This is a genomic window from Selenomonas sp. oral taxon 137 str. F0430, from assembly GCF_000183625.1.
GTDB lineage: Bacteria > Bacillota > Negativicutes > Selenomonadales > Selenomonadaceae > Centipeda > Centipeda artemidis.
The window spans coordinates 25,065-48,528 of the sequence record NZ_AENV01000015.1 but is presented as its reverse complement, the minus strand read 5'-3'; the positions used below and the strand labels follow the sequence as shown (position 1 = coordinate 48,528).

General features: G+C 59.7%; 18 protein-coding genes. 11 read left to right on the top strand and 7 right to left on the bottom strand.

The annotated features are described in order from the left end of the window. Positions 1-169 precede the first annotated feature (169 nt). From HMPREF9162_RS10470 to hpf, 10 genes are all read left to right on the top strand, one after another. Entirely contained in the window at positions 170-4,108 is a 3,939-nt protein-coding gene (locus HMPREF9162_RS10470) for a glycosyltransferase (protein ID WP_009439348.1), read from the top strand. Next, positions 4,105-5,583, top strand: coding sequence for a glycosyltransferase family 2 protein (locus HMPREF9162_RS10465; protein ID WP_009439307.1), 1,479 nt, complete (start codon positions 4,105-4,107; stop codon positions 5,581-5,583). Before HMPREF9162_RS10470 ends, HMPREF9162_RS10465 begins: the two co-directional genes overlap by 4 nt. Further along, the gene (locus tag HMPREF9162_RS10460; RefSeq protein ID WP_009439552.1) at positions 5,580-7,277 is read left to right on the top strand and encodes a hypothetical protein; all 1,698 of its coding nucleotides are present in this window, start codon (positions 5,580-5,582) and stop codon (positions 7,275-7,277) included. Before HMPREF9162_RS10465 ends, HMPREF9162_RS10460 begins: the two co-directional genes overlap by 4 nt. A gap of 1 nt (position 7,278) precedes the next feature. Then, on the top strand, positions 7,279-8,829 hold the full coding sequence (locus tag HMPREF9162_RS10455) for a hypothetical protein (RefSeq protein ID WP_009439364.1): 1,551 nt from the start codon (positions 7,279-7,281) through the stop codon (positions 8,827-8,829). Next, positions 8,826-11,576 (top strand): hypothetical protein, encoded by a 2,751-nt coding sequence (locus HMPREF9162_RS10450; protein ID WP_009439291.1) that lies wholly within the window; start codon positions 8,826-8,828, stop codon positions 11,574-11,576. Before HMPREF9162_RS10455 ends, HMPREF9162_RS10450 begins: the two co-directional genes overlap by 4 nt. Beyond that, a complete protein-coding gene (locus tag HMPREF9162_RS10445; protein ID WP_009439337.1) occupies positions 11,533-13,026 on the top strand; it encodes a hypothetical protein in 1,494 nt (497 codons plus the stop codon). Before HMPREF9162_RS10450 ends, HMPREF9162_RS10445 begins: the two co-directional genes overlap by 44 nt. Then, positions 13,013-13,963 (top strand): tetratricopeptide repeat protein, encoded by a 951-nt coding sequence (locus HMPREF9162_RS10440; protein WP_009439361.1) that lies wholly within the window; start codon positions 13,013-13,015, stop codon positions 13,961-13,963. Before HMPREF9162_RS10445 ends, HMPREF9162_RS10440 begins: the two co-directional genes overlap by 14 nt. Positions 13,964-13,992: 29 nt before the next feature. Continuing rightward, positions 13,993-15,081, top strand: a complete 1,089-nt coding sequence (locus HMPREF9162_RS10435) for a glycosyltransferase (RefSeq protein ID WP_009439505.1) — start codon at positions 13,993-13,995, stop codon at positions 15,079-15,081. A 172-nt stretch (positions 15,082-15,253) separates the two neighbouring features. Next, a complete protein-coding gene (locus HMPREF9162_RS10430; protein ID WP_009350303.1) occupies positions 15,254-15,454 on the top strand; it encodes a cold shock domain-containing protein in 201 nt (66 codons plus the stop codon). A 195-nt stretch (positions 15,455-15,649) separates the two neighbouring features. Then, positions 15,650-16,195, top strand: a complete 546-nt coding sequence (gene hpf / locus HMPREF9162_RS10425) for a ribosome hibernation-promoting factor, HPF/YfiA family (protein WP_009439370.1) — start codon at positions 15,650-15,652, stop codon at positions 16,193-16,195. A 108-nt stretch (positions 16,196-16,303) separates the two neighbouring features. Here the strand turns inward: hpf and HMPREF9162_RS10420 are convergent, their stop codons facing one another. From HMPREF9162_RS10420 to HMPREF9162_RS10410, 3 genes are all read right to left on the bottom strand, one after another. Further along, a complete protein-coding gene (locus HMPREF9162_RS10420) occupies positions 16,304-17,197 on the bottom strand; it encodes a radical SAM protein (protein WP_009439501.1) in 894 nt (297 codons plus the stop codon). Positions 17,198-17,312: 115 nt separating this feature from the next. Then, positions 17,313-18,080, bottom strand: coding sequence for a DeoR/GlpR family DNA-binding transcription regulator (locus HMPREF9162_RS10415; RefSeq protein WP_026762003.1), 768 nt, complete (start codon positions 18,078-18,080; stop codon positions 17,313-17,315). 488 nt (positions 18,081-18,568) lie between these two features. Further along, positions 18,569-18,961: a GtrA family protein gene (locus HMPREF9162_RS10410; RefSeq protein WP_009439404.1), complete on the bottom strand. Its 393-nt coding sequence runs from the start codon at positions 18,959-18,961 to the stop codon at positions 18,569-18,571. Positions 18,962-19,029: 68 nt separating this feature from the next. On the opposite strand from HMPREF9162_RS10410, the gene HMPREF9162_RS10405 reads away from it, so the two are divergent. Then, entirely contained in the window at positions 19,030-20,106 is a 1,077-nt protein-coding gene (locus HMPREF9162_RS10405; protein WP_009439335.1) for an FAD:protein FMN transferase, read from the top strand. A 158-nt stretch (positions 20,107-20,264) separates the two neighbouring features. On the opposite strand, the gene HMPREF9162_RS10400 is transcribed toward HMPREF9162_RS10405, so the two are convergent. The 4 genes from HMPREF9162_RS10400 to HMPREF9162_RS10385 all read right to left on the bottom strand — a co-directional run bounded on the left by HMPREF9162_RS10400 (position 20,265) and on the right by HMPREF9162_RS10385 (position 23,464). After that, positions 20,265-20,909, bottom strand: coding sequence for a CBS domain-containing protein (locus HMPREF9162_RS10400; protein WP_009439286.1), 645 nt, complete (start codon positions 20,907-20,909; stop codon positions 20,265-20,267). Between the two features lie 97 nt (positions 20,910-21,006). Further along, positions 21,007-21,741, bottom strand: coding sequence for an ABC transporter ATP-binding protein (locus tag HMPREF9162_RS10395; RefSeq protein ID WP_009439514.1), 735 nt, complete (start codon positions 21,739-21,741; stop codon positions 21,007-21,009). 2 nt (positions 21,742-21,743) lie between these two features. Next, positions 21,744-22,514, bottom strand: coding sequence for an ABC transporter ATP-binding protein (locus HMPREF9162_RS10390; protein WP_037350691.1), 771 nt, complete (start codon positions 22,512-22,514; stop codon positions 21,744-21,746). After that, a complete protein-coding gene (locus HMPREF9162_RS10385; protein WP_009439546.1) occupies positions 22,514-23,464 on the bottom strand; it encodes a branched-chain amino acid ABC transporter permease in 951 nt (316 codons plus the stop codon). Before HMPREF9162_RS10385 ends, HMPREF9162_RS10390 begins: the two co-directional genes overlap by 1 nt.

Here is a 23,464-nt window from a genome sequence, read left to right as displayed (position 1 = left end):
CGCTTAGCGTCGTCATTTTCGGCAAACGCTTCGTCGACGTAGGGGCTTATCTACGCCTTCCTCGCGTTCGCCTCAATTCCTAGCTATGCATCGAAACTTCCGCCTCACTAATGCTTTTCATTTCTCCTGCAATGCCGTATAATGAACACTATATGAAAGGATGTGCGCCATGAAGATCTCCGCCTGCTATATTGTGAAGGATGAATCGGACGAGTTGCGACGGTCTCTTTTGAGTATTGCGTCGGCGGCGGATGAAATCGCCGTCGTGTCTACGGCGGGAGATGCGCGGGTTGCTGCTGTGGCGGGGGAATTTCATGCCGGTCTCTATGAATTTCCGTGGCGGAACGATTTTGCGGCGGCGCGGAATTTCGCGCTGGCACATATAAGCGGGGATTATATCATTTTCCTCGATGCGGACGAGTACTTTCTGCATCCGGCGCAGGTGCGCGCTGCGATAGAATCCTATGCCGCCCGGACGCCGGCATGGGATCTCCTCATGGTGCGCATGGAGCATTATGTCTCTCCGGGTGACCGCAATCATATGATGACGGATATTCTGCCGCGCGTCCTGCGCGGCGGCGATGCGCTGTGCTATGAGGGGACAATTCATGAGCAGGCGGTGCGGCGCGACGGGGCGGAGCGCATCCTCTGCTATGCGGATGATCGTCTCGCCTGCGGGCATACGGGATATATGACGGAGCGGAGCGCGGAGAAGGTACACCGCAATATCGCGATGCTCGAAGCGGACGCCGCGGCGCACGGGCGCAAACCGTGGCACGCGGCATACCTCGCCGACTGCTATTTTGGGCTGAAGGATTACCGGCGCGTGCTCGAACTCTCGGCGGAAGTCTTATCGAGTGATTTGGTGATCGTCGGCGGTCGGAGCAAAATCTATCATCAGGTGATCGAATCTATGCGCGCTCTACATTATCCGGATGCGGACATGCTGAAGTATGTTAATGCCGCCATCGCCGGCTATCCTGATTTGCCGGACCTCTACGCCGAACGCGGTATGGTGCTCTGCGGGTTGGGGCAGTACGAGCCGGCACTTGCAAGTTTTATTGCGGCGATGGATCGGTATGAGGACGCCGTTGGCATCCGGCGGGACGATTCGTTCTTTAACCGCGATGTGGCGGCGCGTGTCGCAGAGCGTATATCCCTGATTTATACGCATTTGGGGGATACCCGGAGTGCGGAAATCTGGGCGGAAAAAGGACGGCGTTACCGTTCCGAGGAAGACCTGCCCGTAGCGGATGCGAAGCCTCGTCTGACGGCGTGTTATATCGTGCGCGACGATGCGGTGCATCTGAAAAAATCCATCGAGAGCCTGTGCGCCTATGTGGACGAGCTGATTGTGCTGGACACCGGATCGGCGGACGGGTCGGCGGATACTGCCGCCGCGCTCGGCGCGTGGGTCTATCATTTTGCATGGACAGACGACTTTGCGGCGGCACGGAACGCGGCACTGTCGCATGTTCATGGAGACTGGGTCGTGTTTCTCGATGCGGACGAGTACGTTACGCCTGAGACGGCGGGCAATCTGCGGGACGTCGCTGCCGCAGCGGATGCATCGGGGGTACAGGTACTGCTTGTTCCGTGGAAGAACATCGATGAGGACACTGGGGAGGTACTGCTCGATTCGTTCGCGCCGCGGATCTTCAAATATGCACAGGAGCGCCGATATATCGGGCGCATTCATGAGGAACTGCGCGATCGGGGCGCGGTCATAAAGGCGGTCGATGTGCTGCCGCCGGAGCGTTTGGAGCTGATTCATACCGGCTATTCGGCGACGCTGACACGGGCAAAGGGAGAGCGCAATCTGCGAATGCTGCTCGCGGAGATGGAGATGGGAGCCGATCCGGAGCGCTGTCTGCGCTATCTCGCGGAGACGTACGACCGGCTCGGCGATGCGCGCATGGCGGAGCACTATGCGCTGCGTGACATTGAGCGCGGACGGCAGGCTGCGGTCTATGCGAGCTCTTCCTACCGCATCCTGCTCCGGCTCTATGGAGCACGTCCGCAGATGCGGGACAGGCGGCGCAGTATTGCCGCGCGTGCGGCCGAGGATTTCCCGGAGCTGCCGGAGATGCACGCGGAATATGCGGAGGCGTGTGCCGCCTGCTATGACTATGCGGCGGCGATCCGCGCGGCAGAGACCGCGCTCGACACCCCGGCACCGCAGGGCGGACTTGAGCCTTCGGATTTTACACAGGAGGCAGCGGTGCAGCTGCGGCGGCGGATGGGCGTTTGGAAAAAGATCCGTGCGCATGAGCGGGACGTTCGTATTTCTGCCTGTGTCTTTGTGCGCAACGATGCGCGCGATATGGAGACGTGGCTCGAGAATGCGGCGTCATATGCGGATGAGCGCCTTGTGCTCGATACGGGATCGGCGGATGGAACGCGGGAGATTGCCGTGCGCGCGGGCGCGGATGTCTATGACTTTGCATGGACGGATGATTTTGCCGCTGCGCGCAATGCCGCGCTTGCCCATGCATCCGGCACATGGGCGTCGGTTCTTGATGCAGACGAGGCATTCTTTGATCCCCGTGAGGTGCGACCATATCTCGCGATGATGGATGTGCTGATGCCGGACGTGGATGCCGTTCTCCTGCCGATCGTGCATGTGGATGAGGATGACGGGCATCGTGAGATCGGGCGTGCGCCTCATATCCGGCTTGTCCGTCTTGGGAGCAGGCTGTTCTACGAGGGACGCGTGCATGAACGACTCCAAAAGGTGGGGGGAGAGCCTGTTTTTTATCAAGAGCCGGCAGCGCTTCCGATCCGTCATGTCGGCTATTCCGCAGGGCGCATGTACGAGAAGCATGTGCGCAATCTCGCCCTGCTCGCGGCGGAAATTGAGCAAAACGGCATCCGCCCGGGAGATTATCGCTATCTCGCCGATACCTATTATGGACTCGGACAATGCGCTGCCGCGCTCCTCTATGCGCGGGAGGCTCTTGCGGAACATGCAGTGTCTTTCGGCGCGCAGTCGCATCTCTATCATGTCCTGCTCGACTGTATGGAGCGTGAGGAAGCGCAGCTCTCTGATCAGATTGTGGAAGCGGAGCGGGCGTGCCGCGCATTTCCCCTCCTGCCGGATTTCCATGGGCGTCTCGGTCTTCTCTATGAAGCGGCAGGAGACCCCGTAGCGATCGCCGAACTCTCCCGGGCGATGGAACTCTATGAGATGCCCGCCGATGAGAGCGGAGAAAGCTCCGCGTTCGGCATGTGGGCGGGGGAGGTCTCTGCGGCGCGGGCGCGCCTATTGCTTGCGGCGGGGGATCGCGCGGGGGCGAATGCGGCGCTTGCGGATGCCTTTACTGCAGGCACGGCGCGTGAAGCGGCGGTGGATGTTTATGCGGCTATGCATGGGGATGATTCGCCGCGGCGCATACTTGAAGGGCTGCGCGCGCACATCGGCACGGATGCGGAGAGCCTTTTCTATCTCTATCGCACGGCGGAGGGGAGCGGGCGAATGCAGCTTGCGCACGCGACCCTTGATACACTGCGCGCTGAAACGGGGCATGCGCCGGAACTCCCGCCGATCTATGCGGCGGTGCGTGACCGCGCATCCGAGGAACGCCCCGCATATCTGACGGGACTGCTTGCGGGCGATGTGCGGGCGACTCCGGAATTACTTCTGCGCCTGGAACGCGTGCGTACGGCGGAAGGACGTCATCTTTACCGCCGGCTTCGGGCGCTCCTGCCGGATGTGCTGCATGCCTTTTGGCGGTATTATGATGAACCCGACACCGTGCCGCGCCCCGATACCGCCGAGGGCTATGAGCTTGTGCGGGCGTCCTTCATCCGTACGGCGGATGAGGCGCAGGCGGCGCGCGTAATCCGATGTGCGGGGGCGTTTGGTATCGAATATATACGGAAACTTGCAGATGACTTTACGGCTGCGGAACGCCCTGCGGCTGCGCTCGCCGCTCTGCTCTTTTACGAAGAAGCGGGAGGAGCGGCGGACGCGGCATATCTCTATGAGATGGGGCTCGCCTGTATTGCCGCCGGCAAACGAGACGAGGGGCGTGTGTATCTCAGCCGTGCGCTTGCGGCGGAGCCGGAAAATCGGAAGGTGCGGGAACTGATGGAGCTGATACAATGAAAATTTCTGCCTGTGTCATCGCAAAGAACGAGGAAAAGAACCTGCCGCGCTGGCTCGCCTCCATGCGCGTCTTTGCTGACGAGATGATCGTGGTCGATACGGGATCGACCGACGCGACGGTCGAGACTGCGCGCGCGGGCGGTGCGGAGGTTTATCATTTTGACTGGATCAACGACTTTGCCGCCGCGAAAAATTTTGCGCTCGACCGGGCATCGGGAGACTGGGTGGTCTTTACCGATGCGGACGAATATTTCACGGATGAGACCGCATCGCGCGTGCGTTCGCTCGTCGAGGCGTATGATGCGGAGAAACAAATTGACGGGTTCATTGTGCGTCTTGTCAATATTGATATGGAGACGGGCGCGCTTCTTGGAACGACGGCACAGGTGCAGCGCATCTTCCGCCGCTTGCCGCATCTGCGCTTTGTAGGGAGCATCCACGAGCATGTGGAGAACCTGAGCGGTGACCCTGCGCGCGAGATGGTGATGACGGAGGAACTGATACTCTATCATACAGGATATTCGCCGCAGATCATCCGGCAAAAATCGCAGCGTGATTTGGAACTCCTGTTAGCACGTCGTACATCGGGGCATCGTGATAAGATGGATGCCTATCATTTGATGGACTGCTATTATACGCTCGAGGCTTATGAAGAGGCAGCCGCATACGCACGAGAGGCGATGGCTCTGCCGGAGCAGCCCCTCGGCGGTGAGGATCGTCCGTACGCAATCCTGCTTCAGTCGCTCATCCTGATGAATGCCGACGATGCGGAAATCGATGCCGCCTATGATGCTGCCTGTAAAAACATTCCGCAAAAAGCAGATTTTCCATTCATCTACGGTACATATGCGTGGGAGCACGGTTATTTTGCTGCGGCACGACGTGCCTATGCCGAGGGGGCCCGTCTGTATGAGGAGCACTACCGTGCCGGAGACTTTTCCGGTGTCCTTGCCCCGCTTGCTTATGAGCGCTTGGGGGCAGCGGCGGAGCTGTGTGGGGAGAAGGAGGCCGCGGCGGCGTTCTATATCCGTGCGCTGCGTGCGCAAAAGCGGCATCTGCCCGCACTGCGCGCCCTCCTGCGCCTGCTCGCCGAGACGGGCGCGGAGACGGCGGATGTCGTCGCGGCGCTGAACGAGCTCTATGACGGGGCGGCGGACGCGGGATTCTTGGCACAGGTTCTTGTCGATACGCCCTTCCCGCTTGCCGCGCTCTATTATGAGAAGCGCGGCGGGGCGAAATTCTCCGCGCGCAGACGCCTGCTCCTGACGGGGGAGGTGTGTGCGGCGGCGGCGTCTCTCATCGAGGATCGGGAGCGGACGGCGGCGGTCGCGGCGGCGCATATGGAGGAGTTTTCGCCGGAGGATCAGGGGAATATTGCGCTCCTCCTGCCCCGATCGTGCCGGGAGCTTTCCGCCGCGCCCGAGGACATGCGGATGCGGCGGCGCATCGCGCGGCTTTCCGGAGAGCGGATATGACGGCGCGGATACCGGCGGACATAGATCGTTTGCGAATGCGCATTTATGACGCGCTCGATTGCGGCGATATGCTGCGCGCCAAGGCGGATATCGAACTGCTCCGCCGGGATGAACCGGGAGAGGCGGCGGGGCTTTTGACCGCGCTTGCTATTGAGTGCGGTTCACCGGAGGACGCGCTTGCGGCATGGGAGGAGTGCACGCGGTATCGACCGGACGATCCCTACACGGTCTTTCTGCGGGCGCGGATTCATTTGATGCAGGGAGAGCGGTGTGCGGCGCTGTCGCTTCTGTCGCCGCTGATGGGGCGCGCCATGCCCGCGCCTGTGGCGGAAAAGGTGTTCAATCTCGCGGGGCAGTGCGCGCGCTTCCTGGGGCGTGCCGAGGATGCCGTGACGTTCTATGCCCGCGCGCGGGATGCGGCGCAGGAGCGGGAACTGCGCCTGCTCAATGCGAGCAATGTCCTCTTTAACCGGCATTATCTTGTGCAGACGTCTCGCGAAGATCGTGCGGCGGCGGAGGAATATGGGGCGCTGCTCGAGGGTATTGTGCCGTTCACCCATGCGCCGGGAGTGAAGCGTGGGCGGCTGCGCATCGGCTATCTCTCGCCCGATGTTCGGGAGCACGTGGTGCTTTCATTTTCGTATGCGCTCTTTACGGCGCTTGATCCTGCGCGTTTTGAGGTGTACGTCTACGCGATGAATCGGGAGGATGACTTCACAGAGGGCGTACGCCGCCGCGTGGATTGCTTTCGGAATCTCATGGGCTGTACGGCGCAGGAAGCGGCGCGCCGCATCTATGAGGATCGGATTGATATACTCGTCGATCTCGCGGGACATACGGCGGGCGGCACACTGCCCGTTCTCGCCTATCGCCCCGCGCCGGTGCAGATGTCGGGGATCGGCTACTTCGCGTCGACCGGGCTGAAAACGGTGGATTATTTTCTCGCGGATCCCATACTTGCGGCGGGGCGTGCGCAGGAGAGCTTTGTCGAGCGCCTGCTCATTTTGCCGCGGACGCATTTTTGTTGGCAGCCGCTGCGTCCCGCGCCTACGGCGACGCACCTGCCGGCGGCGGGACGTCCCGTTGTATTTGGCAGTCTGAATAATTTTACGAAGATCAATGACCGGGTACTGAAGGTATGGGCGGAGATTCTGCGGCGTGTGCCGACGGCGCGGCTGCTGCTCAAAACGGAGATCTTCTCCGTGACGGACGGCGCCGCCGAAGCGCGGCGGCGGATTGCGGCGGCGGGCCTCCCCTTAGCGCGCGTGGAGACGGAGGGGGCGTCGGCAGATTATCTCGCGGCGTACGGGCGCATCGACATCGCGCTCGATACGTTCCCTTATCCGGGCGGCGGGACGACCTGCGACGCGCTCTATATGGGCGTGCCCGTCGTGACGCTCGCGGGGGAGACGCTAGGGAGCAGGTTCGGGGCATCTTTGCTCCGGAATATCGGCGCGGATGCCCTCATCGCACATACGGCGGAGGAATATATCGAGCGTGCCGTGTTCCTCGCGCAGGATGCCGGGATGCTCGATGCGCTCCACGCAGGGCTGCGCAATATGACGGCGGCGTCGCCCGTGATGGACGCGCCCGCCTACGGGGAGGCTGTCGGTGCGGCGTATGAAGCTGTGTGGGGGGAATATACCGCACGTATATGCGGACGCGGTAAAGATGAGCGCGGGGGTCGACGATAGAATGAGTAGGACGGATGCGGCGCTGAGAGATCGCGTGTTTGACGCGCTTTCGTCGGAGAGCTATGCCGAGGCGCGCAGGATGACGGAGCGCGCGATGCGGGAGGGTACGGGGGACGATATGATCCGCTATCTGCATACCTATGCGGTGGAGCGGATGGGCGATCTGCCGCGTGCGATGCGGGAAACGGCGGACTATCTCGCGGCGGGGCGCACGGAGATGCGCCGTGAATACATGCGCCTGCGTGCGGCGGTGGCGTATCGGATCGGAGATCCGCAGGCGGCGGAATTTTATTATGACGCCTATAGGGAAGAACCGGCGGAGGCGGGACTATACAGCTCGTTCCTGCTCGCGCAGAATGCGCGGGAGGTCGATGAAGCGGAGCTGTTTGCGGCGCATTGTGCCTATGGTGAGCTCTTTGCGGATGTGAAGCGGTACACATTTCCTGCGCCGTATCGGCACGAGAAGATCCGCGTCGGCTACATTTCGCCGGATTTTCGCCGGAACGTCATGCAGAATTTTATTCAGCCGCTCCTCACGGCGTATGACCGCGCCCGGTTTGAGGTTTATGTCTACAGCACGGCGGCGGAGCCGGACGATGTGACGGCGGCGCTGCGCCCCTATGCGGACGTGTGGCGGGATGTCGGGGAGGTGTCTCCCGGGGAGACAGCGGCGCGCATTCGTGCGGATGAGATCGATGTGCTGGTCGATCTCGCGGGACATGCTGCGGGCGGCGCGCTGCCCGTGCTTGCACGCCGCCCCGCGCCGGTGCAGATGCTGGGGCTCGGCTATACGGCGACGTCGGGGCTGCATGAGGTAGATGCGTTCTTGACGGATGCCGTCTGCGACCCGCCGGGTGCAGGGCATGAGCGTTATTTTACCGAAGAACTCGTGCGTCTGCCGAGTCAGTTCTGCTACGTTCCGCCCGCGCATTTGCCTGTGTCGCGGGAAACACCCGCACGGCGGCGCGGATATATCGTATTCGGCGTGTTCAATCAGTACCGGAAGTTCACGGACGAGATGCTTTCCGTTTGGCGGGAGATCTTGGAGCGTGTGCCGGCGTCGCGTCTCCTGCTGAAATCGCAGGTGTTCTTTGCCGGGGAGATGCGGGCGGCGGCAGAAGAGCGTCTGCGCCGCCTCGGATTTGACCTCGGGCGTGTCCTCCTCGAACCTGCGGATACGGGGTATATGCGCCGTTATCTCGATGTTGACATCGCACTCGATACGTTCCCGTGGCCGGGCGGGGGGACGACCTGCGATGCACTCTATATGGGTGTCCCTATGGTGACGCGCTATGCGGCGCGGCGCAGTACGCGCTTTGGCTGCGCGCTCCTCTCGCACATCGGGCTCGCAGAGCTTGCGGCAATGGGCACGGAGGACTATATCGCTCTCGCCGCCGCACTTGCGGGCGATCTCGATACGCTTGACGACCTGCATAGAGGTCTGCGCGGGATGATGGAGCGCTCGCCCCTGATGGATCAAAAGGGATATATGCGCGCTTTGGAGGACGCCTATCGGCGTTTTGCAGCAGTGGGATCGGAAAGGACCGTATGATGAAGAAAAGGGCGAAGAAGCATCGTGGAGCATCTGTCGGGCATCGGCGTGACACGGAGAAGAAAATACGCGTCGGGTATCTTTCCGATTCTTTTGGCGGCGGCGCAGAACGGGATTTTCTGCCTGCGTTTTTTGCGGCGGCGAATCCGCTGCGTTTTGAGGTCTATGCCTATCATACGGGGACGGGGGGCGATACGGCGCTGTTTGCAGAGTCGGCGGCGGCATTTCGTACACTCGGTGCATGTACGGCGCAGGAGGCGGCAGAGGTTATACGGCGGGATGAGATCGACCTGCTGGTTGACCTTTCTTTTGATGCATCGTCTGCCTTCATTCGAGATGTTTTTGTCCGGTATCCCGCACGCCGGCTCCTCTCACTCGCAGAGCAATGCCCTGCGGAGGGGGCGGAGACACTGCCCCCTGTGGATGGAGAGACAGATTTTGTACCGCTCTGCTATACGCCGATTGAGCGGCGGGATTCGTATGCATATCGCACGCCGCTGCTCGACGGCACTGCACCGTCGATCGGCTTGATCGGCAGGGCGGATGAGGGGCGGCGGGAAGAGATCGTCACGCTCCTCTGCGCACTGCTCGCGCGCATTCCCCGCATACGGCTGATTTTGCCGGTGTCGATCGGCAGCGTGCTGACAGATGCGGATGTTGCGCGCATTTCAGAGATAGGCACGGATACCGCGGAGCTGATTCTCGTAGATGAGGTCGCCGATGAGGAGCTTGACATTGCGATTGGTGTCAATGCCGATCCTATGAAAATTTGCCGCACCGTGGAATATTCCGTGCCGATCCTTACGGCGGATGCCTTTGTTGGAAGGTATGCCGCCGGTATTCTCCGTGCGGCGGGGCTTGGGCTGGAGATTGCGCCGGACACCGCAGAACTAGCGGCGTGTGCCGCGTCGCTGCTGCACGATGTGGAGCGGCTCTCGTATTTGCACGAAACGCTGCGGTGGAATTTGCTCGACAGTCCGGTTTCCGAGGCCTCCGCTTATATGTTTACGATGGAGCGCGCCTATGACCGTGTGCTCTTCGGCGTGGAGGAATCGATGCGCGCGGAGGAACATACGGCGGCGCTTGCGCGTGCGGAGGCGGCAAAGGACTGGACGCGGGTACTGCGAGAGGGGCATATTCTCGACGGCTGCGGGGCGCTTCTGCCGGCGCAGCGCATGTCGATTGCATGGGCGTATTATTTTTTGAATCAGCGGGAGCGCGCGGGAAGATGGGCGCTTTCCGCAGAAGGCATTGAACGGGAAAGAGAAGGCGCGCGTCTCTATTTGTCCGTATCGGGGGTATCTGCCGAGGGATCTGCGGCGGACACGGTGCGGCGCGCCCGGGAGGGGATTGCCGTGATTGAGGAAGGGCGGCTGCCGGCGACGCCCGAGGTGTATGAAACTCTGATCAAAGTCTGTGCGGCTCATGCGCAGACTGTCCTCGGCGCTACTGTCGCTATGCAGTATGCCATGAAATATGCTTCGTGTGTCTCTGATCCGCTGATGCGCCGCTCCTATCACTCCGGGGCTCTTTTGATGGCGAATGCCGTCGACGTATCTCCGGCGGAGGTCTATCGGCGCAGTTTGGCGTACGAGCGGCTGTTCGCGGATGTTCGCCCTTATACGCACGAGGGACGGCGAAAAAAGGATAAAATTCGCATCGGATATATTTCGGGTGATTTCCGCGAGCACGTCATGCAGTATTTCATCTGGCCGTTTCTCGCGGGATTTGACCGCGACGATTTTGAGGTCTATTGCTATAGTCTTGGCAGGACGGATCAGTATACGGAGTTCTTCAAGACACTTGTCACCGCATGGCGAGATGTTTCAAAGCAGGCGAATGCGCCGGAGAAGATCGCCGCTCGGATCTATGCGGATGAGGTGGATATCCTCTTTGATCTCGCGGGACATACGGCGCGCAGCGGCCTGCCTGCACTTGCGTGGAAGCCTGCACCCGTGCAGCTCTCGGGACTCGGTTATATGGCGACGACGGGGCTTTCCGCCGTCGACTACTTTGTCACGGATCGGTACTGCGATCCACCGGGGAGTGTCGGCGACGTATATTTTGTTGAAAAATTACTGCGCCTGACGAGTCAATTCTGCTATAATGGATATACACAGCTCCCGGTGTCCGAGGGAGCACCTGCTCGGCGGTGCGGATACGTTCAATTCGCTTCGTTCAATCAATATCTAAAGATGACCGATGAGATGCTCCGTGTGTGGGCAGAGATTCTGCGCCGGCTGCCGACGGCGCGGCTGCTGCTTAAAAATTCCGCCTATGAGAAGAAAGGCGTGGTAAGAGCGGCGCACGAGCGGATGAAGCGGGTCGGGCTCGATATGAGCCGCGTGCAGTTCGAGCGGGCGACGCGGGACTATATGCTGCGGTATCTCGATGTGGACATCGCGCTCGATACGTTCCCGTGGCCGGGCGGCGGGACGACGTGCGATGCGCTCTATATGGGCGTCCCGGTCGTCTCCTATTATACAGAGCGGCACAGTACACGCTTCACCTATAGTCTACTCGCCAATATTGGACTTAGCGATCTTGCCTCGGAGACCCTTTCGGATTATGTGGAGACAGCTGTGATGCTCGCAGAGAATGTTGATCTCCTCGATGCCCTGCATAGGGAGCTGCGGGATCGGATGAAGAACTCTCCCGTGATGGATCAGGTCGGCTATATCCGCGAAATGGAGGGATGCTATCGTGACATCTGGGCGCGGTACCGAGCAGCGCATGGAGAAGTTTGACGCCGCTTTTTCCCGCGTGCAAAAAGATCTCGCGGCGCAGCGTTTTGCGGCGGCGCACGCGCGCCTATGGCGGATGAACGAGGCGCATCTGTTCCCGGAATCGCGTCGGTGGCAGTATCATGCGATGGAAGGGCATTTGCTTCATATGCTGGGGGAACTCGATGCTGCGCTGCCGCATCTGCGCGCCTCTTGGAACATTGAGGGCGCGCCGCACGCTGTGCGCGTCGAGCTCCTCAGCAATTATCTGATGACACTCCACTATGCGGCGGATGTCTCCGATGCATTCCTGCGGGAGGAACACGGCGCGTGGGGACGCATCTTTGGTGATGTGCCGCAGTTCTCTCATGAGAAGCGGCGGCGGGCGAAAATCCGCATCGGCTATCTCTCGCCCTCGCTTTCCGAGCATGTGGTGCTGAACTTCGCCGTCCCGCTCTTTTCGGGATATGACCGGACGGGCTTTGACGTACGCATCTACAGCGCCGGAGGTGCGGACGACGATGTGACGGACTGGATTGCGGGCATGGTGGACGGATACCGCAATCTTGCGGGGATGCCGGAGACTGCGGCTGCGGCGGCGATTCATGCGGATGAGATCGACATCCTCTTTGACCTCGCGGGTCATACGGCGGGCGGGCGAACCCTGCGCATCGCGGCGTATAAGCCCGCGCCCGTGCAGATCACGGGCATCGGCTATTTCGATACGACGGGCGTGCCCGCGATCGACTATGTGCTCGGCGATCCCGTCTGCGACCCGCCGGGGATGGAGGAACTTTTTTTCGAAAAGATCCTTCGGCTGCCGCATACGCACCTCTGCTTCACGCCGCCGGAGCGGTTTGCCCCGTACGAAAATATCGTGCGCAGACCGCATATGCCCGTCGTCTTTGGGAGTTTTAACAATTTCTCCAAAATTACGGACGACACGCTCCGCCTGTGGGCGGAGATTCTGCACGCGGTGCCGGAGGCGCGGCTCGTGCTCAAGAATGTGAATGCCGACGCGGCGGCGCCGGAGCTGATGCGTGCTCGCGCTGCACGTGCCGACATCGACCTCCGGCGGATCGACGTGCGCTCCGGCACGCGTGATTATTTGAGGGACTATCTCGATGTCGACATCATTCTCGACACATATCCCTATCAGGGCGGCGGAACGACATGCGAAGCCCTCCTGATGGGACTGCCCGTTGTTACGCGCGCAGGGACGCGCCACGGTGCGCGGTTCGGCACGAGCATCCTGTACAATGCGGGACTCGGTGAACTCGTTGCGGATACGGCGGACGCCTATGTCGAACGGGCGGCGCTGCTCGCGCGGGACGGCGAACTCCTCGCGGCACTCCACGGTGCGGTGCAGCGGATGATGCGCGCCTCTCCCCTGATGGACGGCGCACAGTATGTACGGGATATGGAGGCGGCATACGAGACGATATGGGAGAACTATCTCAATGAAGAAGCGTAAGAAAAACCATGCGGAGCGCACGCGAGAGAAGCGTCTGCGCCGCAGTGAAGCAAGAAACCGGAAAGGGAAAGGAACGACGGCTATGACACAGGAGAGTAACGCGGCACGCATTCGCGGCTATATGGAGAAGAAGGCGTATGCCGACGCGATCAACGCGTTCGCGGATATGGCGGCGGCGGGAACTGCGCCCGAGGAATGCTTCGGCGATATTGCGCGCGCGTATTTTGAGGCGGGCGATACGGCGCGCGCGGCGGACTGGGTGACGACGACGTTGACGCGCGATCCCGCGAACGTGGACGTGCGCATCCTGCTCGGACGCATCTGTCTTAAGGAAAAACGCACGCAGGACGCGTTCAAAATCTATGAGAATCTGCTCGCATCGCACGGGAATGCGCTGAGCGGTGCGCAGCGTGCGGAGATTGACCGCTATGCGGGGCTCGAGGCGCGTCTCGCCCCCGCCGAGGTGCGTGAGAACTATCCGCAGCTCGCCGCGTTCTTTGGACTTGCATCAGCACCCGTCGGCGTCCCCGCGCCGTCGGCGGTCAAGAAACCCGCGGTCCCCGCGCCGAAGGGCGTAGCCGTACCGCCCACAAAGGACGTCGCCGTTCCCGCATCGAAATCAGTCGCCGTGCCGTCCGAGAAAGCTCTTGCAGGGAGCGCCGCACAGACAGCCGCCAAAATCCTCGGCGAGAACATCCGCCCGCGGGACAAGGTATGCACGCTGAATGCGTTCGCGGGCGCCGCATATGTTGAGGGCGACTACGAGAGCGCACAGATTTTATTGACGGAATCGCTGCGTCTGGATCCCGGCTGTGACGAGACCATTAAGAACATGGCGGTGCTCCTGCACGATATGGGGGATAACGACCGAGCGATTCGCATGGCGTCGGAGATGAAGCACACGGATTTTTTATTACTCCGCCTGCTCAAAGCATAAACCTCGGCGGCGGAGCATATTCCGGCACTGTGGGACGGGATAATCTATGCGATCCTCCCATTCCCGTTGTCCTGCTCAATCGGATTGATGTCTGTGCACATGTGCGCCTCGATACACCGCTTCAGGCAATGCAGGCCGTAGGGGCGGTCACGCTGCACGGCTGCACCGAGGAGACCGACGATCGTCTGCCGCTTGCGGCGCTCGGCCAAGCGGAAAACAGCATCGTTCTGATCGAGCGGCAGCTTTATTTTCCTGATCCCGGATTAGCAGGCCTTTTTGGTGCAACCGTCATGCGTGGGAATCTGCTCCTGCACGAGATGGACGATCATCCGTCGGTGGTACGGGACCTTGAGGAGACGAATTATTTTTCCTTTCGTGTGGTCTCCGCCGTGCAGACCTCGACGCCCCCGCTCGCGGATGTCCTGCGTGAACTAAATCCGCATGTGATCTTGCTGGAGAATCAGCTTGCCGATCTACCGCCGCACCGGCGCTATGCGCGCGGCGCGGCGCGTGTGACCGTATTCTTCGGCGCGCTGAATCGCGGGGCGGATTGGGCGCCGCTCATGGGTGCTCTGAATGAGGTGATGCGCGCACATGGGGCGCGGCTCTCCTTTCTCGTGACGGGAGATCATGCTTTCTACGACGCGCTTCAAACGCCGCATAAAGAATTCGTATGGGGAAAAGACGGCAGTCCCGTCGCCTCCTACACGGACTATACGGCGGCGCTGCATCGCGCCGACATCGCCCTCCTCCCGCTCGGCGATACGGTATTCAACCGTGCAAAATCGGATCTCAAGTTCATCGAGGCTGCGGGACACGGCGCTGCGGTGCTCGCCTCGCCAACCGTTTACGAGCGCACCGTGCGCGACGGAGAGACAGGGCTGATCTATCATGACGTACGGGACTTCGCAGAGAAGTTGACGCTGCTGATTACAAACGATGAACTGCGCATCCGCTTGGCGGAGAACGCATATCGCTATGTCGCGGCGTATCGCCTCATCGCACATCATGTTGAGGAATATACAGCTGCTTACCGTGATCTCTTTGCGCGGCGCGAAGAACTCGAGCGTGACCGGAGAGCGCGTATGGAGCGATATTTTCCCGGTCTTTTGCCGTGATTTCGACTCCTTTGACCGTACTTAAACTGTACGAATCATCTTTTTCTTTTCCTTTCAGATATGCCATTGACAGCGGCTTAAGTGAATCTTATAATAAAGGTTAGCTTATGTGTCGCAACAGGGTAAACCTATCGCATAGGCAAGACTGATCAAGGAAAGGAGCGCCGGTGCTATGACAGGCAAAGTGAAATGGTTCAGCGCGGATAAAGGGTATGGATTTATCTCCCGCGATGACGGCGACGACGTATTTGTGCATTTTTCCTCTATTCAAGGGGAAGGGTACAAGACGCTCAGCGAAGGACAGGAAGTTGAGTTCGACATCGTCGAGGGGGCGCGCGGTCCGCAGGCGGACAACGTCGTTAAAAAAGAATAACAGCATCTTTTCGAAAAGCCCGGCTTACACAGCGGGCTTTTTCATTTGCATAAATATAGCATCTCAATGAATTACAAAACAATCAGAATTTAGGGAACTCGGCAGGGGATTTCACATCCGTGTCGAACTAATAAGGTATAAGGGGGAGCGGTGTAAAGAAGAACGCTCCCTGTGGATAGAAAGGGGCTGTGTTTCATGGCTGCATTCACGATTCGGGGAAAAAATGTCGAGGTTACGCCCGCACTGCGCGACTATGTGGAAAAGCGCGTCGGCAAGATCACGAAGTATTTCGAAAACGTGGGCGAGATTTCGGTCCTGCTCTCCGTCGAGGGGAAACATCACAAGGTAGAAGTGACTGCCCCCATCGTCCGCGGCGTCCTGCTGCGCGGTGAGGAGCATTCGGAGGATATGTACAGCTCGATCGATCTTGTCATCGAGAAACTTGAGCGCCAGATTCGCAAGCAAAAGACGAAGCTCGAGCGCAGGTTCCGTCACGGCGGGTTCAAGGCGGAGGCAGTGGAGACGTTCGCGGCGCCCGTTTCCGAGGAGGACGACATCTATCCGGTCGTCAAGCGCAAGAGCTTTGCACTCCAGCCGATGGATGTGCAGGAAGCCATCATGCAGATGAATCTGCTCAATCATCATTTCTTCGTATTCCGCAATGCGGAGACGAACGAGGTCAACGTGGTCTACAGCCGCAACGATGGGAAATACGCCCTGATCGAGGTTGAAGAGGGCTGATAACGAGTCCGTAAAACTGCATCAAAAGAGCCGCTTGCCGTGCGTTGATATATCAAACGCCGGCGGGCGGCTTTTCCGTTAAGGGATGTTCGTTAGGTGGCATGTTCTTTAGAAATCCGGTACATAATGTGTGCCGACGGCTGCGGCGTCCTGCACATAGACGCGCGTCATGCCGAGATCGCGCGCCGCATCGACGACGGATTCGTATTCGAACGTCGTGAGTTTTCTATGGAGCGGGGGGAACTCTGCGGCGCGGTAGGTCGGCGTATACTGACGCATGAGGCTGAGCTGGATCGTGTCGCCGAAAGTCTCCCATAGGCGGCGCACGATGGCGATACTCTCACGGCGGTGTCCCGGGAGAACGAGATGGCGGACGAGCACGCCCGAGAGCAGACGTCCATTGGGTGCGAATTGAACGGCGCCGACCTGTGCGACCATGGCGGCGAGGGCGGCGTATGCGGCGGCAGCATAGCCCGGGGCAGCGGAGCAGCGGCGTGCGCTCTCCTCGGTATCGTATTTGAGATCGGGGAGGTAGATGTCGACATGCCCCTTGAGGAGGGCGATCGTCTCTACAGTTTCATAGCCGCTCGTGTTCCAGACAACGGGGCGGGTGAACCCGGCGGCGCGTGCGAGCTCGAGCGCCGCGACGATCTGCGGCGTGTAGTGCGTCGGTGTCACGAGATCGAGTGTCGCCGCCCCCTGCGATTCGAGTTCGAGGAAGCGTGCGGCAAGTTCCTCTACGCTGAGGAGATCGCCGCGCTCACCGCGGCTGATTTCGTGATTTTGACAGTAAACACAGCGAAGCGTGCAGTGGGAGAAGAATACGGCGCCTGCACCGTGCGCGCCGATGAGACACGGCTCCTCCCAGCGGTGGAGCATCGTACGGGCAACGCGTACGAGGGCGCCCGCCCCGCAGAACCCGCGCTTTCCCGCCGTGCGGTCGATGCCGCAGGCGCGCGGGCAGATGCGGCATTCCCTGAGCGGCGCTTTCCAATCGATCATCCCTGTTCCTCCTTTTGCGTTATTATCCCACCCCAACCGGGATATTTTATGAATAACACACAACAAAGCCGCCTCCCGACCGGGAAGCGGCTTTGTTTATAGAGCAAAGGAAAATCTAGGGAAGAACGATATCCACGCCGAGCTCTGCGGCGGCAGCGCGAATATCGGGCGACGGCTCGGTATCGGTGATGAGACCGGCGAGCGCGTCGAGGCTTGTGAAGTCGTAGTTGCCGTCCGTCGAAAGCTTGCGCGCCTCGGCGACGACATAGGCACGTTTGCTGTGCGCGATAATCGCAGCTTTGTTCAGTCCGTCGTCAATGTCGTAGGTGGAGACGCTGTTGGCCTTGACATCGACGCCGACGGCGCCGACAAAGGCGATGTCGGGTTTCAGACGCTTGATGAACTCCTGGGTCATACCGCCCCAGAATCCGTCACGTCCGCGGTTGATCTGTCCTCCGGCGAAGATGAGATCGATGCGCGGGTTGCGTGCGAGCACGCCGAGCACGTCGACCATATTCGTCACGACGGTGAGATCGCGGTCGCTCTTCATAAGAAGTTCTGCAAGCGCGAGGTTACTCGTCGATATGTCGAGGAAGACCATGTCCTTGTCCTGGATGAGTGAGACTGCCGCCTGTGCGATGCGGCGTTTTGCGTCCACATCCATGTGGCGGTGACGGCTCACTTCGATCATGTGGACGCTCTGCGTCAGCTTAACGGCGCCGCCGTATGTACGTTTCAGACGCCCTTGCCGCTCCAGCGAACCCAGATCTTTGCGGATACAGTCCTCGGTGACCTTAAACTTTGCACTGAGCTCTTTGACCTTGACCTTTCCGTCACGTTCCACCATACGGACGATGAGCTCTTGGCGTTCCTCTAAAAACATGATATTCACTTCCTTTGGCAGGTATACGTTAAAACGCTCACGCACCTGCATCAATGAGACGTCCCTTTCTTTGCCATTAGTGTAACGCAAATCATGAGAAATAGCAAGACAATTTTATCTATTATACAATATTCCGTTTATGCCGTTTTATTGATATATTCTGTTATGATAGATAATACCGCCTATTTAGAGGAAAGGTGAGTGACAACGTGTAGGTGGATGCGATACTTTTGTGTGTAAAATACGCAGTAATAAAGATATTCGTTATTGCAGAGACGCTTAAATATTTGAAAAAACTTTTATATACATGAAAAAATCTATTGAAAACATGAGAAATTACGCGTATTTAGAGCGGGAATAGCCGTATTTCGTGAAAAACTTGCATAGAGGTCGGGGGAACTGTTACAATGCGGTAAGGGAAAACGCTCTGAAAAAAATGTATTCCGATATGCGGGTTCCCGTATTGCCGGAACGACTGCATGGGTATTTTAGGTTTTACCGAGGACGGCGCGGCGTTTGAGGACGTAATTCCATAGCATGACAATACCCGCCGCTATGAGTTTTGCAATCATATAATGGATGTGCAGGAGATCGACAAGAGACCACATGAGCAGCTGATTCAGTCCGAGCCCCGCGATACTCGAGCCGAAAAAGAGCATCTTTGCGCGGCGTGTCTGCGCAGCTGCGCCGCGAAAGACGCAGACGAGGCACAGCCAATAGTTGAGAAAGACGGAGACGGTGAAGGAGATCCCGGCGGAGACGAGGTAGTAGACACCCAGATGCGCCGTGAGAACGTAGAGGAGTCCGTAGTCGAGGAGAAAACACGCACCGCCGACGAGGACGAAGCGGAGTACTTCATAAAGTCTGGTACGCTGCGGCATGGATCGCCTCCTCCTTTTGCACTAAAAATTTGTAAATGGCCGCACGATGATTATGAAAGGAACGTCACATGCTTTTTAGATTCGCCGCACATTGCGGGATTCCTGCCAAGCGGGTATTTTGCGCCGCAGTGCTCATGGCTGCGGCAAGTATTTTGTTCACGGGGTGCCTGACGGAAAAGGATTCGAAAGAGACAACGGCGGAGGATACGCATCTCGTGCTTGGGACGGTGGCACGTATTCAGGCGCGCGGTACGGAGAAAGCGGCGCGCATGGCGGTGGAAGAGGCATACGACCTGCTTTCGGATATGGATACGAATCCGGATCGCACTGCGATACTTGAGATGGAAGCCGCCGCAGGATCAGGGGAGTGGACGAAGATTCCCGCGGAGCTTTATGAGATGCTTTCCCTTGCGCAGGCGATTTCACGGCGGTCGGACGGCGCGTTTGATGTGACCATGGGGACACTGACTACGTTGTGGTCGGAGGCACGTACGCGCGGAGAGCCGCCGACGGAGGCAGAGATCAGGGAGGCGCGTACACATGTGGGCTATCAGTATCTCGAATTGCGTGAGGGAAATATGGATGGCGTGCCGATCTATGAGGGGCGCCTGATGAAACCGGGGATGCAAATCGACCGCGGAGGGCTGATCAAGGGATATGCGCTTGATGAGATCTTGGAGCACTGGGATGGGGCGCACCTGAAGGGAGCACTCGCAGATCTTGGGGCAAGCTCGATGCTCGGAATTGGGACGAATTCCGAGGGGGAGCCGTGGCAGGTAGGAATTCGCAATCCACGCGGCACGTCGTCTGTGGATATGCTGCTCGTGATGCCGCTTTCAAACGAGGTTCTTTCGGCATCGGGGGATGACGAACGCTGTTTCATGTACGAGGGGAAGCGCTACCATCATCTGATCGATCCGCGCACGGGCTATCCGGCGGATACGGGACTCGCCTCTGTGACGGTGATTCTGCCGCTCTCAACTGACAGTCCGGCATGGGAAGGACATGCCGGCATACTCTCAGATATGCTGTCTACGGCAATTTTTGTACTGGGACCTGAAAAGGGGCGTGCACTCCTTTCAGATTTTCCGACGGCACTCGTGATTCTCATCGGACCGGATGGAAAGGTTATCGGAGGGCGGTGAATACAAACCGTTATTCGTTTTATTAGGATGCGGCGCAGGAAAAGAAATTTTCATTCTTGTAAAAACCAATGTGTCTCTATCCAAGGGCAAGGTTGCTCCATCAAATAAAAATCCGGGAGTGCCGTCGGCAATCCCGGGTATCGTTTCAAGAATAAAGCTCATCCCAACTGTGTCACATTCGTCACGCGGAATCCCTTGGCGAAAAGCCGCTCTTTCACGGTGTCGACGTTCGGGATGTCGGCGCGGATGATGATCTCGTAGGTGCCGTCCGGCTGCGGCATCGTGACCATGCTGTCGATGCTGATGTCCATCTCGGCGAGGACGGTCGAAATATCGCGCAGGACGCCCTTGCGGTCGGCGACGTGGATCGTCAGGCGCGTCTTGCCGGTATCGAGTCCCATGACGGCGACGAACGCCTTGAAGATGTCCGTGGAGGAGATGATGCCGACGAGTTTGCCCGCGGACGAGAGGACGGGCATACCGCCGATCTTCTCGCGCGACAGGATCAGCGCCGCCTCCTCAATAGTCATGGTATCCGTGACCGTGACGACGTTTTTCTGCATGACGTCTGCGACCTTGATCTTAGAGAGCAGGGTGCGCTCCTCGAAGCGGTCGAGCGTCGTTGCCGCCGATGGGGAGGCGCGCAGGAGGTCGCGGTTCGTGAAGAACCCGACGAGCCGACCGTGCTCCACGACGGGCAGACGGCGGAACCCGCCCTTCTCCATGACTTTTGCAGCTTCGCCGAGCCCCGCGTCCGGCGCGATGGTCACGGGATTCTTCGTCATACAGTTTTCAACAAACATAAACGCCCTCCTTACCCATGCGTGTGGTAACGTCCTTTTTCTAATATTCGAGGTTTACGGCGGCTTTTCCTTCTTTACTAATTGAAAATACGGCGCATTATCCGCCCAAATACGCCTTGCGCACGTCCTCGCTCGCCGCAAGGTCTTTCGCGTCTCCCGCGAGGGTGATTCGTCCCGTTTCGAGGACGTAGGCGCGGTGCGCGATGGAGAGCGCCATGTTCGCGTTCTGCTCGACGAGGAGGACGGTCGTTCCGGCGGCGTTGATGTCGACGATGATGGAGAAAATCTCCTTGATGAGCAGCGGTGCAAGCCCCATCGACGGCTCGTCGAGGAGGAGCAGGCGCGGGCGGCTCATGAGGGCGCGCCCCATCGCGAGCATCTGCTGCTCGCCGCCCGAGAGCGTGCCCGCGAGCTGCGTACGGCGTTCCTTCAGGCGCGGAAATCTGCCGAAAACCGTCTCCATGTCGGCGGCGATGCCGTCCGCGTCGCTGCGTGTGAACGCACCGAGCTCAAGGTTCTCCATGACGGTCATGTCGGCGAAGATGCGCCGACCCTCGGGCACCTGCGAGATGCCGCGGCGGACGATCTCATGCGCCTTGTTCCCCGCGATGGAGCTGCCCTCGAACACGATGTCGCCGCCGCGCGGCGCGATCAGTCCCGAGATCGTGCGCAGGGTCGTGGATTTCCCGGCGCCGTTCGCGCCGATGAGAGTGACGATTTCGCCTTTGCTGACAGTCAGGGACAGTCCCTTCAGCGCGTGGATCGCGCCGTAGTAGACGTGGAGATCCGTGACGCTCAGCATGGGGGCATTTGTTTTCTGTTCGTTTGTCATGATTATTCCTCCGCCCCGAGATACGCGCGGATGACCTCGGGATTCGACCGAATCTCCGCGGGTGTGCCCGTCGCGATGACCGTGCCGTATTCGAGCACATAGATGCGCTCGCAGATGCCCATGACGAGCGACATGTCGTGCTCGATGAGGAGGATCGTGATGCCGAACGCGCGCCGCACCCACCGGATCATCTCCATGAGCTCCTGCGTCTCCTGCGGGTTCATGCCCGCCGCCGGCTCGTCGAGGAGCAGGAGCGCGGGCTGTGCGGCAAGCGCCCGCGCGATTTCTAGCCGCCGCTGCGCGCCGTAGGGGAGGTTCTTCGCCTTTTCCGCCGCGCTGTCCGCGAGGTGAAAAATCTCAAGGAGACGCATGGCCTCCTCTTCGAGTTTTTGCTCCTCGGCGCGGTAACGCCCGACGCGCAGCATCGCTTCGAGGAGACCGTAGTTCATGTGGCTGTGGTATGCGATTTTCACATTGTCGAGGACGGAGAGCTCGCCGAAGAGGCGGATGTTCTGGAATGTGCGCGCGATGCCGCGTGCCGTGATTTCGTACGGCGCAAGCCCTACGATGCTCTTGCCGCGCAGGGTGATCTCGCCCGTCGTGGGGCGGTAGACGCCCGTGAAGAGGTTGAACGCCGTGGTCTTGCCCGCGCCGTTCGGCCCGATGAGTCCGAGCAGTTCGCCCTCGCGGATGTAGAGGTTCAGGTCGGAGACGGCGGACAGCCCGCCGAATACCATGGAGATGTCCGTCGCCTTGAGCAGATTCTGTGCCATCATGCCTCGCCCCCTTTCCTGAAGAATCGATTCAGCGGACGCATCGCCGTGACCTCAACGTAGCCGAAGAGCCCCTGCGGGCGGTAGAACATCATGAGGATGAGCGCGAGTGCGTAGACGATCATGCGCGCGTTCGGGAAGCTCGCGAGCGCCGCGGAGAGGAAGGTCACGACGAGCGCGCCCGCGATCGAGCCGGTCATCGAGCCGAGCCCGCCCATGACGACCATGATGAGGATGTTGAACGACTGCATGAAGGTGAACGATGCGGGGCTGAGGATGTACATATTGTGTCCGAAGAGGACGCCCGCGACGCCGGCGAACGCCGCGCCGATGGTAAAGGCGAGCACCTTGTACCGCGTCGTGTTGATGCCCATCGCTTCGGCGGCGATCTCGTTCTCACGGATGGCGAGACAGGCGCGCCCGTGGCGGGAGTTTACGAAATTTTTGATGATGAAAAGGGTGGCGAGCATGATGAAGAACACCCATGTGAAGTTCGTCAGGTGGGGGATGCCCTTAAAGCCCGCCGCGCCGCCGACATACGGCACGTTGATGATGAAGATGCGGACGATCTCGCCGAGCCCGAGGGTCGCGATCGCGAGGTAGTCGCCGCGCAGGCGCAGGGTCGGCAGTCCGATGAGCGCGCCGAGCAGTCCTGCCGCCGCGCCGCCCGCGAGGAGCGCGACGATGAAGGGGAGGTGAAAATTCGTCGTCAGGATGACGCCGACGTACGCGCCGATCGCCATGAACCCCGCGTGTCCGAGCGAGAACTGCCCCGTATAGCCGTTGATGAGGTTCAGGCTCGCCGCGAGCATGATGTTGAGCCCGGCAAAGATGAGGTTGAGCTGCCAGAACGCGCTGAGCACGCCTGCGCCCGTCAGCCCCATGATGACGCCGTAGACGGCGAGGGCAAAGAGGAGCATCTTGAGATCGTTGTTTGCAAGTATCTTCAT